The following is a 15,146-nucleotide window of genomic DNA, read 5'->3' on the forward strand; positions in this document are numbered from 1 at the left end:
TCACAGGCGGATCGCCGTGCGACGCGCACGTGGGCGCGTCGCATTGCCCATTAGCGCTTTCCACGCGAAGCGCGCGTTTACGGTCGTGCCGCGCGTCTCGCCGTGGGTCTTGTCACAGGTCGCGGCGACCTTCAGTTCGCCATCGAAGGCGTTGCAGCGTGCACGCATCCCGGCCAGCCCGAACTGGCGCTCGTCCTGGCCGGCGTGCGGCGGAATGCCGATGCCGTCGTCGCTGACGACGATGCTCAGATGCTGGGCCGTTGCCTCGATGCGCATATCGGCGCCCGATGCGCGCGCATGCTTCGCGACGTTGTTCAGCGCTTCCTGTGCGACGCGGAAGACGGCAAGCGACGCATCGGCCGACAGGCGCGTGAGGCGTGCATCGGCGGCGCACACGAAGCTCATACGCAGACCCGTGCGTGCGGCAAATGTATTGATCCAGTGCGACAGCGCACACACGATGCCCTTGTCGAGCGTCGGTGCATGCAGTTCCGCGACGGCCTCTTGCGCGGCTTGCGTGACGGCGTCGAGCGAACGCTGCGCGGTTTGGAGGGCAGCGGTGCATTGCGGCGGAGCATCGGCGGGAAGCCACGTTTCGACGCCCGCTAGCGCAAAGCGCGCGGCCGTGACCTCGGCGCCGAGGCTGTCGTGCAGTTCCTGCGCGACGCGGCGGCGCGTGGCTTCCTGCGTGCGCGTCAGCTCGGATGCCAGTTCGCGCACGCGGGCTTTCAGACGCGTGATTTCGTCAGTGGATGTGGCTCGCGTCGCGGTGCCGGAAGGTGTCGCGGCCTTGGCGGAGCGGGTTGCGCGGGCGCCGGACGCGCGCTGCGCGTCACCCTTGCGGGCGGCCGTGCCATGCCCACGCATCGGTACGACGATGGATGTATCCACGGCTCCGCTCACGAAGCGATATAGCCGGCGTCACGGCGACGCATCGGCAGCATGTAGACGGAAGAACGCATGCGAACCCTGACCCCCAGATGTGTCCGCCGCAGGAAGGGCAGCGACGGAAAAACGCTACGTCTGCGCGTAACCAGATTTACATTCTGTAACAAATCGACGGCAGTTTTGTTAAAAGTCTGTCAAATGCTGCTTGCCTGGATCATAGCGTAAAAGAAAGAAAAAATGCCCGGTATTTAGGGCCTGTGGCGCATTGTTCACGCAAAAGTTGCGCTGGATCGCCGCGCTATGTCAGAAAAACACCTACATAAAAGGTTTACGCAGACTCGTGCGATTTGTAACCGCGAATCTGACGAGGCAGCGAGGCGTCGGGCGTATCGGACTTGCAGTATGTGCGATCGGCACGGAGCGCCCGCAAAAAGAAAAACCGGAGCCTAAAGGCTCCGGTTTCCGGTGTTTCGACAGAACTGCGTGCGCCGTGGGGCGCGCCTCGCCCCTGGTTGCGAGCTTGGCTTAGCCGACGAACGCCTTTTCGACGACGTAATGGCCAGGATTGTTGTTGCTGCCTTCCTGGAAGCCCATGCTGTCGAGCAGTTCACGCGTGTCGCGCAGCATGTGCGGGCTGCCGCAGAGCATCACGCGGTCGTTTTCGAGCGAGAAGTGCGGCAGATCGAGGTCGTCGAACAGCTTCTTCGTTTCGATCAGGTCCGTAATGCGGCCACGGTTTGCGAACGGCTCGCGCGTGACGGTCGGGTAGTAAACCAGCTTCTCCTGGATCAGTTCGCCGATGTGCTCGTGCGCCGGCAGGTGATCCGTGATGTATTCCTTGTATGCGAGCTCGTCGACGAAACGGCAGGTGTGCGTCAGCACCACGCGCTCGTAGCGATCGTACACGTCGGGATCCTTGATGATCGACATGAACGGCGCGAGGCCCGTACCCGTCGACAGCAGCCACAGCGTCTTGCCGGGCAGCAGGTTGTCGGCCATCAGCGTGCCCGTCGGCTTCTTGCCGATCAGAACCTGGTCGCCGACCTTCAGATGCTGGAGGCGCGACGTCAGCGGGCCGTCCGGCACCTTGATGCTCAGGAATTCGAGATTTTCTTCGTAATTGGCGCTCGCCATGCTGTACGCACGGATCAGCGGCTTGCCGTCGACTTCGAGACCGACCATCGTGAACTGGCCATTTTCGAAGCGGAACGACGCATCGCGCGTGCAGGTGAAGCTGAAAAGCGTATCGGTCCAGTGATGGACGCTCAGGACGGTTTGTGGATTCAGGTTGCTCATGGCTTCTTCGATGGTGCGAAAACAAGGTCGGCCACACAAAAAAGCGGGGCCGGCACGGCAAAGGCGATGCATCGCCCGTTGTCGGCGACGACGGGGAAGGATGCGCAATCCGCTATTTTACCGCCTTACCGACTCGGCCATTGCCGGGGCGGGTTGGGCAGTGAATATGGTTTGCCAGTCAGATTGTCAGGCGCCGGCGCGGCTGGCGTCCTGTTCGGACGGTCAATCACGGCGCGGCAAGAGTGCACTGCTGGGGTGGTACGGCGCTGGGTCCGTGCCCGGATGACCCTCGAGGGTATTGCCCTTGGGTCTCACCGATCCGTGACGGGCGCCAGGCTGCCGGCGCCTGGTGGGCATTCGCCCGTCGGCCATCTGGTGACGGCAACCTTTCAGCGAATACAGGCGCTGGTAGGCGCTATCTCAGAATAATACCGGAAACGTATCGCGCGCTGCAGCATTGACCCTGCTGCCGAAGCTGGAAACCCGAGCAAAATCAGTGTTTGGCAGTGCGTTCGCGCGCTCAGCTTTCGGCTGCGAGCTTCGCGCCGAGACCCACGAGCACGGCGCCGCACACGCCGTCGATGGGCCGGCGCAGGCGGCGATAGCCGCGCTGCGTGCGCTCGGTCGCGAACATCAGCGCCACGCTGCCGTACCAGCCGACCGACATGCAGCCGATCATCGCGAGCGCCACGCCATAGAACCACAGCGGCGGATGCGCGGGGAACAGCGTCGCGAAGATACTGGTCCAGAACGCACACGATTTCGGATTGGTCAGACACGTGAGCGCGCCCGAGCGCCATGCGCGCCAATACGCCGCGCGGTCGTTGGCAAGCGGCGTTTCCACAGTCACGATGATGGCTTCGCCGCGCTTTGTGCTGGCGCACACGAGCTTGATGCCGAACCACACCAGGTAGACCGCGCCCGCGATGCGGATGCCGTTGTACAGCCAGTCGATCCGCTGCAGCACGGTTGCGAAGCCGAGCATGGCGAGCGAAGCCCAGATGGTCGATCCCGTGCCGACGCCGAGCGCCGACGCGGCGCCGAGCCCGCGGCGTCCCGCCAGCGACAGCTGCGTGATCATGAAAAAGTTGGGGCCCGGACTGATGAGCGCCACCAGGTAAACAATGGCGATTTGCAGCAGGATCGGCAGGTAGTGGTGCATGGAGACGAGTTGCCACGCGAGGCGGCGGCGCGTTGAGCAGAGTACAAGGCAGACCCGCGATCTTACTCCCGCTGGCGCGTTTGAGGGCGCGCGACGCAAGCGCGTGGCAGAGATGCTGCGACGTTATCCCGCGGTCTGCCCGACAAGCTGATGAAGCCGAGGCCGTTTTCGAAGTTCAGCAGATTGAACTCGAGCCCCAGCAGCGGCGCGCCTGACTATCGTCATCGCCATGTGCGACGCCATGTCTTCCTCCCGGTACCAGTTCAGTTGATGTGTTTTGCTTTTGTGCTTCAACTGCCGCCGGCACTTCAGTGGTAATCGGCCGTGCCGATTATTCCATCGAAAATTATTACCTGTCGGTCACTAATAATATTAATCGCCGTATGTTTCGTTGTCCCGAGACCGCCTCTTCATTGTTTACTACTAGTAATATTGGCTGGAGATGTGTTGGCGTGCGATTCCCGCACGGGCCATCCGCCGGAAGGTACGATGCCATTCGGGAGGGCCACCATCCGTACTACCCGCGTACGGCGAATACGCTCGTCACCGCCGATGTGGACGCACTGTGGCACGCCGACGCATATGCGCTGCCGACGCATCTGGGCGCGCATCCCGCCGTGGATGCGCTGAAGGCGGGCATGAACGCGGATGCATTCGATCTCGAGAACAACTTCACCAACTGGATGCGCAGCGCGCCAATCGCGTGGCCCGACGAACGCCGCCGCCTGACCATGACGGCCGATGCGCCCTTCGATCATATGGTGGTGTTCGCGCCCGCAAACGACGCGCAGCTATGCGTCGAGCCCGTCACGAACACGACCGATTGCTTCAACGCCGAAGAAGGCGCGCGCGAGCGCGCGGGCTACCGTTTGCTGCAGCCCGGCGAGGCGATCAGCGCCGAACTCAACCGGACGCCGCAGCGCGACTGACGCCGCGGCGCGCGCTCACTCGACGCGCAGCCGCGCCATATAAGGCAGGTGATCCGACAGCCATGCCGTTTCCTGTGCAGGCTGAATCCATTCGATGGGTTTCATGCCGCGCACGAACATCTTGTCGAGCGCGAGCGCGGGCGAAAAGGCGGGGAATGTGCGGCCCGGCTCGCCGAGAAGCGTCGCAACTTCTTCGAGACCATGCTCGCGAAAGAGCGGCACAGAATCGTTGCGCCAGTCGTTGAAGTCGCCCGCGAGCACGAGCGGACCGGCGGGCGCTTCCTTCGAAATCCAGTGCGCGATCCAGTGCATCTGACGCAGACGCGCCTGACGCGTGAGCGCGAGATGCGCGCACAGCAGCGACACCGAATGGCCGCCGAATGTCGCACGAGCGACGAGAAGCCCGCGCCGCTCGAAGCGATGCGCAGAGATGTCCCAGCGTCCGCCGAGATCGAGCGGATGCGGCGACAGGATCGCATTGCCGTGGCGCCACGAGGGCTTGAACACGTTCGGCCCGAGGGCGATCTGCAATTGCAGCGAGTCGGCGATTTCAGTCGCCTGGCAATGCCATACATCATTGTCGTAATCACCCATGCGCGCGCCGAACGAACTGGCCAGCACAGGGCCGGGCATCCGGCGCGCCATCGCTTCCTGCAGAAAGTATGCGTCGGCGTGGACGGATTCCACCCAGCGCTGCATCGCCTCCCAGGCCTGAAAGCCGAGCGGCGACCGGCCTTTGTGCAGGTTCCAGCTCACAGCGATGAAGTCTTTCGGGCCGAGGTTTTCGCGTATCAGTTCTTCGGGGTTTCGCATGCCGCGTTATCCACGTCGTTCGTTGAGGTCACGGGTTGTTTGCGACGCTTGCACGCAAGCGATAGACGAGATTCGGATCTTTGTCGACGATGGTCCATGACGTCCAGTCGCCGGGCGGCACTTTCAGCCCCGGATGGTTCGCGCTCACCTGGCGCGGCTGCGGCGGCAGTTTGCAACCGGCGGCCGTCGTGCGCATGCCCGGCTCCTGGAGCGTTTCCTGCGCATCGATCGCAAACGTGACGCCCGTCGCATCCGCCTGCGTCGGCGAGACGGTCAGCGTGCGCGCCAGGTCGATGTTGCCCGCGGGCACGTCCTTGCAGCCGACGCTGTTCTGCACCACGTGATGATGCGTGTCGGTGCGGGCCTGGCCGACGGTGGTCGTGCCGTCGAACGAATCGATCTGCTGTCCGTCGCGCACCACCTGCAGTTCCCATTTGACGACGGGCGGCGCGCTACGCTGCTGTGCCTGGGCCGCGCCGGGCTGTGCGATGAGCGTGGCCCCGAGCAGGGCGGCGACAAGGCTGGTTTTCCACATGAACAAAGAGTCTCCCGGAATCGCTGCGTTTCGCCAATGCGTGCTATGTCCGCGCGTTCTTTCTTGCGACCGCCGACCATCTTACGCTTTATCGAGATAACGGTTTTCTGACAGCCGATCTGGGACCAGGGTTCAGCGCCCGGCGATAACACCAGGTCGCAGATAGGGACGCAGATGTGCCGATTCAAGCAAACACCTCGCCAGCCTTGGACAATCAGCAGCAGACCCGCGTGGCTGCTGGCTTGCATGCGTTTTTCTCGTCGTTACACTGAAATTGAAGCGGCGTCGGGGACGCTGTGGTTGCAAGAACAGCTCGACGGGGTGAAGCGATGACAACGGCAATGGTGAAACAGGAAATCGCGGTTGCATCGTTCAGCAAGGTCTACGACCTGGAGCAGGTGGAGACTGCGCTGAACGAACTGAGCGAAGGCGCGAGCGAGGCACTGCGTTCCACGTACGAAAAAATGCTGAAAGTTGGCAATCTGCGCTTCTGCGTGAAGCCGAACCGGATGCCGTCCATCGACGATCTGATCGGCTCGCTGCCCAACTTCACCGAGCCGCTGGATGATATCCGCAAGCAGGTCGCGTTGTGCCTCGAAACGGACGACCGCCTCGAACTGATGCCGATCCTGCTGCTCGGCGATCCGGGTATCGGCAAGACGCATTTTGCGAAGCAGCTCGCGCGTATGCTCGGCACCGCATACCACTATGTGGCGATGAGTTCGCTGACGGCGGGGTGGATTCTGTCGGGCGCGTCGTCGCAATGGAAGAACGCAAAGCCGGGCAAGGTGTTCGACGCGCTCGTGCACGGCAGCTATGCAAACCCCGTAATCGCCGTCGACGAAATCGACAAGGCGACGGGCGACTCACAATACGATCCGCTCGGCGCGCTCTACGCGCTGCTCGAACATGACACCGCACAGAGCTTTATCGACGAGTTCGCGGAAATCCCCATCAACGCCAGTCATGTGATCTGGATCGCGACCGCGAACGACGAGCGCTCGATTCCCGAGCCGATCATGAACCGCATGAACGTCTTCGAGATTCCGCCGCCCGATCGGGACGGCTCCCGGCGCATCGCGCAGTCGATCTACGACGAAATTCGCTCCGCGCACGGCTGGGGTCAACATTTTCCCGCCGAACTGGGCGGCGCAGCGCTCGACGCGCTCGCGCAGGCTTCGCCGCGCGAAATGCGGCGCGCGATCCTGAACGGCTTCGGCTCGGCGCGCATTGCGGGCCGCGATCACATCGGCGCGGGCGACATTCGCCTCGACTACAACTCGCGCCGCAAACCGATCGGTTTCTAGCGTTCGACGCGCCGTTGAGGCGAACGGGCGGCGCGCAAGCGCGCTTGTTCATGGGTCCAGTCTGGGAGCTATTTCATAGCCCTCAGCAGGATCGTTTGTGCCGTGTTTGAATGGATTCTGGCAACAGTCAATTTCATTAATGAGGGTCGGTAAACCGATAGGTGGAGCCTAGACTGAGTCCATCGAAATGCGCACCGCATTTCCCCCGGACCCATCTTCAGGAATCGATCATGAAGAAGCTTTCGCTTGCAGCGTTGTTGATTTCCGCAGCGGTCGCCGCGCCCGCGTTCGCGAGCGGCTACAGCCCTGCGCCGACGCAAACGCCGTCCGGCGTCAATGGCCCGAAGACGCGTGCCGAGGTGAGAGCGGACCTGGCGCAAGCCCGCGCGAACGGCGAACTGAGCCTGAATCCGAACGCGCCCGCCTATCCGCAGCAATTCGCGACGGGCGGCTATACGGTGCCCATCGCGCATGTCGACGTGCGCCATTTGTTCAAGCGCACGACTGCCACTGATTGATCAAGCCCGTTGTGGCGCGAGCGGAACGCATGGAACTGCGAGGCCGTCAAATTCACCAGGAATGAGCGCCGTGGGCGTACACTGACTCGGACGCGCGACGCGTTCCCACATATTGATGCCCGCAGCCGGAACAGTCTGCGGGCATTTGTGTCTGTGGCGCGTCGGGCTATTTCGCATTGTGCATGTGAAGCGTTCGACGGCGCGCGGTCACGGGTCAAACGGCGCCGCACGCTATTGGAATCCGGGTGGATGACGAGGTAGAACGCGGTGCATCGGGCCGCGTCCAAGGGACATGGATCAGATCGAATGTGTGGTGATCGGCGCGGGTGTCGTCGGTCTGGCCGTCGCGCGCGCTCTGGCGGCGCGCGGGCGTGAAGTGATCGTGCTGGAAGCAGCGCAAGCCATCGGCGTCGGCACGAGTTCCCGTAACAGCGAGGTCATACACGCGGGCATCTACTATCCGCGCGGCTCGCTCAAGGCGACGCTGTGCGTGCGCGGCCGCGAAATGCTGTACGACTACTGCGCCGAACGCGGCGTGCCGCATCAGCGTTGCGGCAAGCTGCTGGTCGCAACCGCACGCAATCAGGTGCCTCAGCTCGAGAGCCTGATGGCGCGCGGCAAGGAAAACGGGGTGCTCGACTTGATGCGCATTAGCGGCGAAGAAGCCCAGGCGCTCGAACCGGCGCTGCACTGTGTCGAAGCCGTGTTTTCGCCGCAAACGGGTATCGTCGACAGTCATCAGCTGATGCTGGCGCTGCTCGGCGACGCGGAACGCGATGGCGCCGTCTGCGCGTTCCACGCGCCCGTAGAAGCAATCGAGGCGGTCAACGGCCGCTTTGTGGTCAAGGTCGGCGGCAGTTCGCCGACGACAATTGGCGCCGCGTGCGTGATCAACAGCGCCGGGCTGCATGCGAACGCGATCGCGCGCAAGATTCGCGGACTCGACGCCCGCCATGTGCCGCCGCTCTACCTCGCGCGCGGCAACTACTTCAGCATCTCGGGCCGTGCGCCGTTCAACCGCCTGATCTATCCGATGCCGAATGAAGCCGGGCTCGGTGTGCATCTGACAATCGATCTCGGCGGACAGGCGCGGTTCGGCCCGGACGTCGAATGGGTCGATTCGATCAACTACGACGTCGATCCGCAGCGTGCCGAGGCCTTCGAGGCGGCGATCCGCGCGTACTGGCCCGCGTTGCCAGCTCACGCGCTAAAGCCGGCGTATGCCGGTATTCGTCCCAAGCTGTCGGGGCCGGGCGAGCCCGCCGCCGACTTCCTGATACAAGGGCCCGCCGCGCATGGCGTGCGGGGTCTCGTGAATCTGTTCGGCATCGAGTCGCCGGGTTTGACGGCGTCGCTGGCGATTGCGCAGCGCGTGTGCGAAGTGAGCGGGCGCGCCTGATTGCGCGGCCTGCGGCGGTGACGCTGCGTCGGCCATTGCCGGTGTGTCGTCGGTGATGCCGCGCGTGTTTCGCCCGCACACGTCTACCGATTTTCTTATGACCGACATTTGATGCGTCACGCGCGTCGGCTTCATTGCTATGCTGGAGGACCGCTGTCGTCAGAACAGCGTAGATCCCCACAATACCAACGGAGTGAGTCACATGAACAATTCCCGTCGTACGTTTCTGATCACGAGCATCGGTGTGGCATCGACGATCGCGCTGTCGTCGCGCCAGGCGTTTGCCGATGCGCCGAAGGTCGCCGAATCCGATCCGACCGCGCAGGCGCTCGGCTACAAGGAAGACGCGACAAAAGTCGACAAGGCGAAGTACCCGAAATACGCGGCAGGGCAGGATTGCGGCAATTGCAGCTTCTATCAGGGCAAGCCAACCGATGCCTACGCACCGTGCCCGATGTTCGCGGGCAAGCAGGTCGCGAGCAAGGGTTGGTGCAGCGCCTATAACAAGAAGGGCTGATACAGCCATCGTTGGATGAACAGGCGCGCGTTGAGCGATGCGTTACCGCACCGCCGCTCGCGTCTTTCGCAGCAGCCGTAAAGAGCGCCCGCCGCGGAGAGCGGCGTGCGCTCTTGTCTTATGAAAGTTGCTTGAAATCTGATGTCGTGCTCTTTTACACTCGCATGGCGTGCGCGCGGGGCCTGACGGCGGCCCATTCGAACCAAATTCAAATCAACGCACCCGACGCCTCGACGCAGGCCGGAGACATCGATGTCACAAGCATCCAGGAGCCTCAATACGCGGGCGGTCACGGCGGCCGTCATCGGTAATGCGCTCGAGTGGTATGACTTCACTGTCTTCGGTTTCCTCACCGTCGTCATCGCAGAACTCTTCTTTCCCTCCAGCAGCGATTACTCGGCGATCCTTCTCACCACGGCAAGCTTCGGCGTCGCGTTCTTCATGCGGCCCGTCGGCGGCATCGTGCTCGGTCTCTATGCGGATCGCGCCGGACGCAAGGCCGCGCTGTCGCTCGTGATCGCGCTGATGTCGCTCGGCATTCTGCTGCTCGCCGTCGCGCCGCCTTATTCGGCGATCGGCGTGGGCGCGCCGCTGCTGATCGTGGTCGGACGCTTGCTGCAAGGCTTCTCCGCGGGCGGCGAGTTCGGCAGTTCGACGGCGCTGCTGATCGAAGCCGCGCCTTTCTCGAAGCGCGGCTTCTATGGCAGTTGGCAGATGGCAAGCCAGGCGGCCGCGCTGCTGCTCGGTGCCGTCGTCGGGGCGCTGATGACGCGTGGCCTGTCCCCCGAAGCGCTCAGGTCGTGGGGCTGGCGCGTGCCGTTTATCCTCGGTCTCGTGATCGGTCCGATAGGTTTCTACATTCGCCGCAATCTCGCGGATTCCGAAGCATTTCTGCACGCGAAGCAGACCGCGCGCCGCGCGACGCTCGGCGAGCTGTTTGCGCACCATAGCCGCGACGTGCTCTGCGGTCTCGGCTCGGTGGTGGCGTTGACAGTCACGATCTATGTGTTGATCAGCTATCTACCCACCTTCGCCGTCAGGCAGCTGAAACTGCCTTACGCGGATTCGTTCACGGCCGTGATCGTCGGCAATCTGCTGCTCACCGTGCTGTCGCCGCTGACAGGCGCGTGGTCCGATCGGATCGGGCGCAAAGGGCTGTCGCTGTGGTCGCTGGTCATCACGCTGGTGGCGATCTACCCGCTTTTCGTGTGGCTGGAAGAAGCCCCGAGCGTATCGAAGCTGATCCTCGTGCAGGCCATCCTTTCTATTGCGCTCTCGGGTTATTACGGACCATTCGGCGCGCTGATGGCCGAACTCTTTCCCGCGAACGTGCGCTCGACCGGTCTGTCGCTCGCGTACAACTTCGCGGTGATGCTGTTCGGCGGCTTCGGCCAGTTCATCGTCACGTGGCTCATCAAGACGACGGGTTCGCCGCTCGCGCCGACCTACTACGTGATGTGCGGGCTCACGATCTCGATCGTCGCCGTCGCATGCATGCCGGCCAAACGTCACGCCGATCTCGACGCGATGCGCAAGCCGCTCGATGCGCTCGAACAGCCGCTGGAGCGGCGTTAGGCGCTAGCTGCTCGCGGGGATCAGCGGCGGCCGCCGGTCGAACCACGGACGCGCCGTTTCCAGTTGCGCGGCGAGCCGCAGCAGCAGCGCTTCGCCGCCTTCCCGTGTGGCGAATTGCACGCCGATCGGCAGGCCGCGCGCATTCCAATAGAGCGGCACCGACATCGCCGGCTGTCCCGTCATATTGAACAGCTCCGTGCAGCCCGCCCACGCGAACGCCTTGTTCGACACTTCTGTCAGCAGCTTGCGCATCAGCGGCTCGACGGGAACCGTGGTGACGGCGCGCATCTGCATTTTCTCGACGGCGCTCGGTTGCATTTCGCCGATCTTGATCGGCGCGGCGGCGAGCGTTGCGCACAGGATCACGTCGTAACGCGTCATCAGCTCGGCAAGTTTCGCACTGATCTGGCGTTGCGCTTCGAGTGCCGCGGGCAATTCCCGCTCGCCGAACTTGCGGCCGATGTGCCCCATCGCCCACGTCGCGATTTCGAATTCCTCACGATTCGGCTTGCGCCCCGTGATCTGGTCGGCGTGCAGCACGAGGTTCTCGGCGCTCACCGACCAGATCATCAGAAACGCTTCGCGCAGGCTCGCGAAGTCGATGTTGAGCGTGACGGGTTCGATGTGGTGACCGAGCGATGCCGCGAGTTGCGCGGCGTCGTCGAGAGCGGCGCGGGCGTCGGCGGACAATGTGAATGCGAGCATCGGGTCCGTCACGAACGCGATGTGCAGCGGCTTGCACGGTTCACCCGTCGCGGCGAGGAAGGTGCCCGGCGCGCCCATCGGCCGGCCGGCATTGCCCGACGTAAGATCGAGCAGCAGTGCGCTGTCGCGCACGCTGCGCGACACGGCGTGATCGACGCCCATATCGCCGGGCGCCGGCACCGCATTCGACGGCTGGCGTCCGCGCGTCGGCTTGAGCCCGAACAGGCCGCAGCATGACGCGGGAATGCGGATCGAGCCGCCGCCGTCCGATGCATGCGCGAGCGGCACGATGCCCGCGGCGACGGCGGCAGCCGAGCCGCCGCTCGAACCGCCCGGTGTGTGATCGAGACTCCACGGGTTGCGGCATGGTCCAAACAGTTCGGGCTCCGTATAAGGCATCTGCCCCATTTCGGACGTGCTGGTCTTGCCGAAAATATTGAGTCCGGCGGCGCGCGTCAGCGTGACGATGGGCGCGTCTTCGGCGGGAATGTAATGGCGATAGTGGCGGCTGCCCATCGACATGCGCAGCCCTTTGACGGCCAGACCGAGATCCTTCACCAGATACGGTACGCCCGCGAGCGGCCCGTCGCCGAGCGCAGCGGCGTCGGGTGCTTCGCCGCTGCCGTTTGTCCGTTCGCGCGATGCGCGTCGGCGGGCGGCCTCGTAGTCTTTCAGGACGATCGCGTTGATGGCGGGATTCACTGCTTCGGCCCGCGCGATCGCGGTCTCCAGCAATTCGCGCGCGCTCACCTTGCGCTTGCGTACCAGATCGGCGAGACCGATTGCGTCATGATCGAGATAGTCGGATTGCACGACGAGGGCTCCCGCGGACTGGAATGATGATGACGGCACGCGCGGGCTGCATGCGCGCGCTCGATTCAGCTGGATGCAGCTCGATGCAATTCGATGCACAAGGCGCGACGCCGGCACGCCGCGCCTCTAGCGTAACTTACGCGTGGGTAGCGAGGAAAGTCAGCGTGCGGCCATGCGCGAGCGCCGCCGAGTGCTGGTGATAGCTCGCGCGCTCAGTGCAGTTGAAGCCGTGATCGGCGTTCGGGTAGATATACAGTTCGACGTCGTCGCGGCCCGCGAACCGCTCCTTCACTTCGCCGACTGCCGACAGCGGTATGCCATGATCCAGTTCGCCGTAGTGGAACTGCATCGGCACCTTGATCTGCGGCGCCTTGTCGAGCTGGTTCTGGATGCCGCCGCCGTAGTACGACACGGCGATGTCGAGCAGCCCTTCGACCGCGGCCAGATACGCAAGACGGCCGCCGAAGCAGTAGCCGATGCCCGCGATCTTGCCCGTCACTTCCGGCATCGCGCGCAGCGCGGCAGCCGTCGCGCCGATGTCGGCGACAGCGAGATCGACGTTCGTCTTTTGCAGGATTTCGATGCCCTTATCGCGATCGGCGCCGACGTAGGTCAGTTCGACGCGCGGCTGCGTGCGCCAAAAGATATCCGGCGCGATCGCGATGTAGCCGTCCTGCGCGTACTGCTCGACGACGTCGCGGATATGCCCGTTCACGCCGAAGATTTCCTGAATGACGATCACGGCGGGCCCCTTGCCGCTCTTCGGCGTCGATACATACGCGCCGAATGCGTCATTGCCGGTCTGAATGTCGATCCATCGGGAAGTCACGCTCACTTGTTTCTCCTTGCATAAACGGTGAAGCCGCAAATTGGCGGGCAATCGTTTGCGGACGTGTTGCCCGTAGCGGGCGCCCAGTGTGCCATCAAAAGAACGGGCCTGCAGCGCGGGGCCGGCGCGGCGGGCTCCTCGTAAGCGGAATGAAACGACGCGTACGTCGAAGCGGCACTCGCACTCTATATAGTGCGTCCGTCTTCGGCTTGTTTGAGAACGATCTCAATGCTGCTCTAGCAGAATTGCGTTTACGTGTGATGACGCGTCCGGCGCATAACGAAACCACGCCCGGAGAATGCGCGAGACATGCGATGCATGCGTTATGGAAGCCGCTGCGCTCGCCGGAAAGCCGCGCGGGCTGTCGCTTTCCGGGCATATAGCGGACGCGATTCACGACTAAGTGGGATAAACGCTATTGGTAGTGATCCCACTTACTCAAAAAAACCCCACAAATTAATTTGATAGCCTACACTTGCGCGCAAGCGCGGGGCGCCACCTGCCACAAACAGGCTGGAACGCGTGCTTGCCAAGTGCATGAACGATGCATCCGGCGGAGTCGTCCACGGGATTTGAGCGACACGTGAAGGAAGCGGGGCACAAGGGCGATTACGTTGTTTTTGGGACCGAAATCGGAGACTTACATGAACATCAAAATCCAAAAGCTGTTGCCGATCAGCGCTGCGGCGATGCTGTTTGCAACGTTGGCGACGACGGCTTCGGCCGACACAGTGGTCAAGATCGGCCACGTCGCGCCTTTGACGGGTGGCATCGCTCACCTGGGCAAGGACAACGAAAACGGCGCTCGTCTCGCAGTCGAAGAGATCAACGCCAAGGGTCTGACGATCGGCGGCCAGAAGATCACGCTGCAACTGGATGCACAAGACGACGCAGCCGACCCGCGTACTGCTACGCAGGTCGCACAGAAGCTGGTCGACGACAAGGTTGTCGCCGTCGTTGGCCACCTGAACTCGGGCACGTCGATTCCGGCTTCGAAGATCTACAGCGATGCAGGCATCGTTCAGATCTCGCCGTCGGCAACGAACCCGGCATACACGCAACAGGGCTTCAAGACGACGTACCGCGTCGTGGCAACCGATGCGCAGCAAGGCCCGGCACTGGCCAACTACGCAGCGAAGGGCCTGAAGGTCAAGAGCGTCGCGATCGTCGACGACTCGACGGCATACGGCCAGGGTCTCGCGAACGAATTCGAAAAGACGGCAAAGTCGCTCGGTCTGAACGTGATGTCGCATGACGCGACGAACGACAAGGCTGTCGACTTCCGCGCAATTCTGACGAAGATCAAGGGCGAAAACCCGGACGCGATCATGTACGGCGGCATGGACGCCACGGGCGGCCCGTTCGCGAAGCAAGCCAAGCAGCTTGGCCTGCGCGCGAAGGTGCTGGCGGGCGACGGCGTGTGTACCGACAAGCTGTCTGACCTGGCTGGCGACGCAACCGACAACATCGTCTGCTCGGAAGCCGGTATGGCGCTCGAGAAGATGGAAGGCGGCCAGGCGTTCCAGGCGAAGTATCAGAAGCGTTTCGGTCAGCCGATCCAGATTTACGCTCCGTTCACGTATGACGCTGTGTACATCATCGTCGACGCAATGAAGCGTGCTGGCTCGACGGATCCGGCGAAGATCCTGGCAGCGATGCCGAACACCGACTACAAGGGTGTGATCGGCGAAACGACCTTCGACTCGAAGGGCGACCTGAAGCACGGTGTGATCTCGCTGTACAACTACAAGTCCGGCAAGAAGACGCTGCTCGACGTCGTGAAGATGTAAGAGCGGTCGGCGCAACCGGCGCGCACGCGGTCTCGCCGCGTCACGCAGGACGCAAACCGGCCTGACAAGG

14 protein-coding genes are annotated in these 15,146 nt (G+C 63.1%); 7 read left to right on the forward strand and 7 right to left on the reverse strand.

Going from position 1 to position 15,146, the window contains the following annotated elements:
* The 3 genes from BPHY_RS00485 to BPHY_RS00495 all read right to left on the reverse strand — a co-directional run bounded on the left by BPHY_RS00485 (position 1) and on the right by BPHY_RS00495 (position 3,346).
* Positions 1-891: a sensor histidine kinase gene (locus BPHY_RS00485; protein WP_041763193.1), complete on the reverse strand. Its 891-nt coding sequence runs from the start codon at positions 889-891 to the stop codon at positions 1-3.
* Between the two features lie 522 nt (positions 892-1,413).
* Positions 1,414-2,184 carry a ferredoxin--NADP reductase gene (locus BPHY_RS00490; protein ID WP_012399523.1) on the reverse strand — a complete coding sequence of 257 codons (771 nt, stop codon included), beginning with the start codon at positions 2,182-2,184 and terminating at the stop codon, positions 1,414-1,416.
* 520 nt (positions 2,185-2,704) lie between these two features.
* Positions 2,705-3,346, reverse strand: a complete 642-nt coding sequence (locus tag BPHY_RS00495) for a LysE family translocator (RefSeq protein ID WP_012399524.1) — start codon at positions 3,344-3,346, stop codon at positions 2,705-2,707.
* Positions 3,347-3,798: 452 nt separating this feature from the next.
* Here BPHY_RS00495 and BPHY_RS00500 point away from each other — a divergent pair, with 452 nt between their 5' ends.
* Entirely contained in the window at positions 3,799-4,275 is a 477-nt protein-coding gene (locus tag BPHY_RS00500; protein WP_322789023.1) for an aldose epimerase family protein, read from the forward strand.
* A 15-nt stretch (positions 4,276-4,290) separates the two neighbouring features.
* Here BPHY_RS00500 and BPHY_RS00505 read toward each other — a convergent pair whose 3' ends face one another.
* Positions 4,291-5,088 carry an endonuclease/exonuclease/phosphatase family protein gene (locus BPHY_RS00505; protein WP_012399525.1) on the reverse strand — a complete coding sequence of 266 codons (798 nt, stop codon included), beginning with the start codon at positions 5,086-5,088 and terminating at the stop codon, positions 4,291-4,293.
* A 28-nt stretch (positions 5,089-5,116) separates the two neighbouring features.
* On the reverse strand, positions 5,117-5,623 hold the full coding sequence (locus BPHY_RS00510) for a hypothetical protein (protein ID WP_012399526.1): 507 nt from the start codon (positions 5,621-5,623) through the stop codon (positions 5,117-5,119).
* 329 nt (positions 5,624-5,952) lie between these two features.
* Here BPHY_RS00510 and BPHY_RS00515 point away from each other — a divergent pair, with 329 nt between their 5' ends.
* The 5 genes from BPHY_RS00515 (at position 5,953) to BPHY_RS00535 (ending at position 10,939) form a co-directional block, all read left to right on the forward strand.
* Entirely contained in the window at positions 5,953-6,930 is a 978-nt protein-coding gene (locus BPHY_RS00515) for an AAA family ATPase (protein WP_012399527.1), read from the forward strand.
* A gap of 230 nt (positions 6,931-7,160) precedes the next feature.
* On the forward strand, positions 7,161-7,448 hold the full coding sequence (locus BPHY_RS00520) for a DUF4148 domain-containing protein (RefSeq protein ID WP_012399528.1): 288 nt from the start codon (positions 7,161-7,163) through the stop codon (positions 7,446-7,448).
* Positions 7,449-7,740: 292 nt separating this feature from the next.
* On the forward strand, positions 7,741-8,847 hold the full coding sequence (locus BPHY_RS00525; RefSeq protein ID WP_012399529.1) for an NAD(P)/FAD-dependent oxidoreductase: 1,107 nt from the start codon (positions 7,741-7,743) through the stop codon (positions 8,845-8,847).
* Positions 8,848-9,049: 202 nt separating this feature from the next.
* Positions 9,050-9,364 carry a high-potential iron-sulfur protein gene (locus BPHY_RS00530; protein ID WP_012399530.1) on the forward strand — a complete coding sequence of 105 codons (315 nt, stop codon included), beginning with the start codon at positions 9,050-9,052 and terminating at the stop codon, positions 9,362-9,364.
* A 252-nt stretch (positions 9,365-9,616) separates the two neighbouring features.
* Complete coding sequence (locus tag BPHY_RS00535; protein WP_012399532.1) at positions 9,617-10,939, forward strand: MFS transporter; 1,323 nt, start codon at positions 9,617-9,619, stop codon at positions 10,937-10,939.
* Positions 10,940-10,942: 3 nt separating this feature from the next.
* On the opposite strand, the gene BPHY_RS00540 is transcribed toward BPHY_RS00535, so the two are convergent.
* Both BPHY_RS00540 and BPHY_RS00545 read right to left on the reverse strand, forming a co-directional pair.
* Positions 10,943-12,457: an amidase gene (locus tag BPHY_RS00540; RefSeq protein ID WP_012399533.1), complete on the reverse strand. Its 1,515-nt coding sequence runs from the start codon at positions 12,455-12,457 to the stop codon at positions 10,943-10,945.
* 136 nt (positions 12,458-12,593) lie between these two features.
* Complete coding sequence (locus BPHY_RS00545; RefSeq protein WP_012399534.1) at positions 12,594-13,292, reverse strand: dienelactone hydrolase family protein; 699 nt, start codon at positions 13,290-13,292, stop codon at positions 12,594-12,596.
* A 638-nt stretch (positions 13,293-13,930) separates the two neighbouring features.
* Here BPHY_RS00545 and BPHY_RS00550 point away from each other — a divergent pair.
* Positions 13,931-15,076 (forward strand): branched-chain amino acid ABC transporter substrate-binding protein, encoded by a 1,146-nt coding sequence (locus tag BPHY_RS00550; protein WP_012399535.1) that lies wholly within the window; start codon positions 13,931-13,933, stop codon positions 15,074-15,076.
* Positions 15,077-15,146: the final 70 nt, after the last annotated feature.

The sequence above is a fragment of the Paraburkholderia phymatum STM815 genome (assembly GCF_000020045.1).
GTDB classification, from domain to species: domain Bacteria; phylum Pseudomonadota; class Gammaproteobacteria; order Burkholderiales; family Burkholderiaceae; genus Paraburkholderia; species Paraburkholderia phymatum.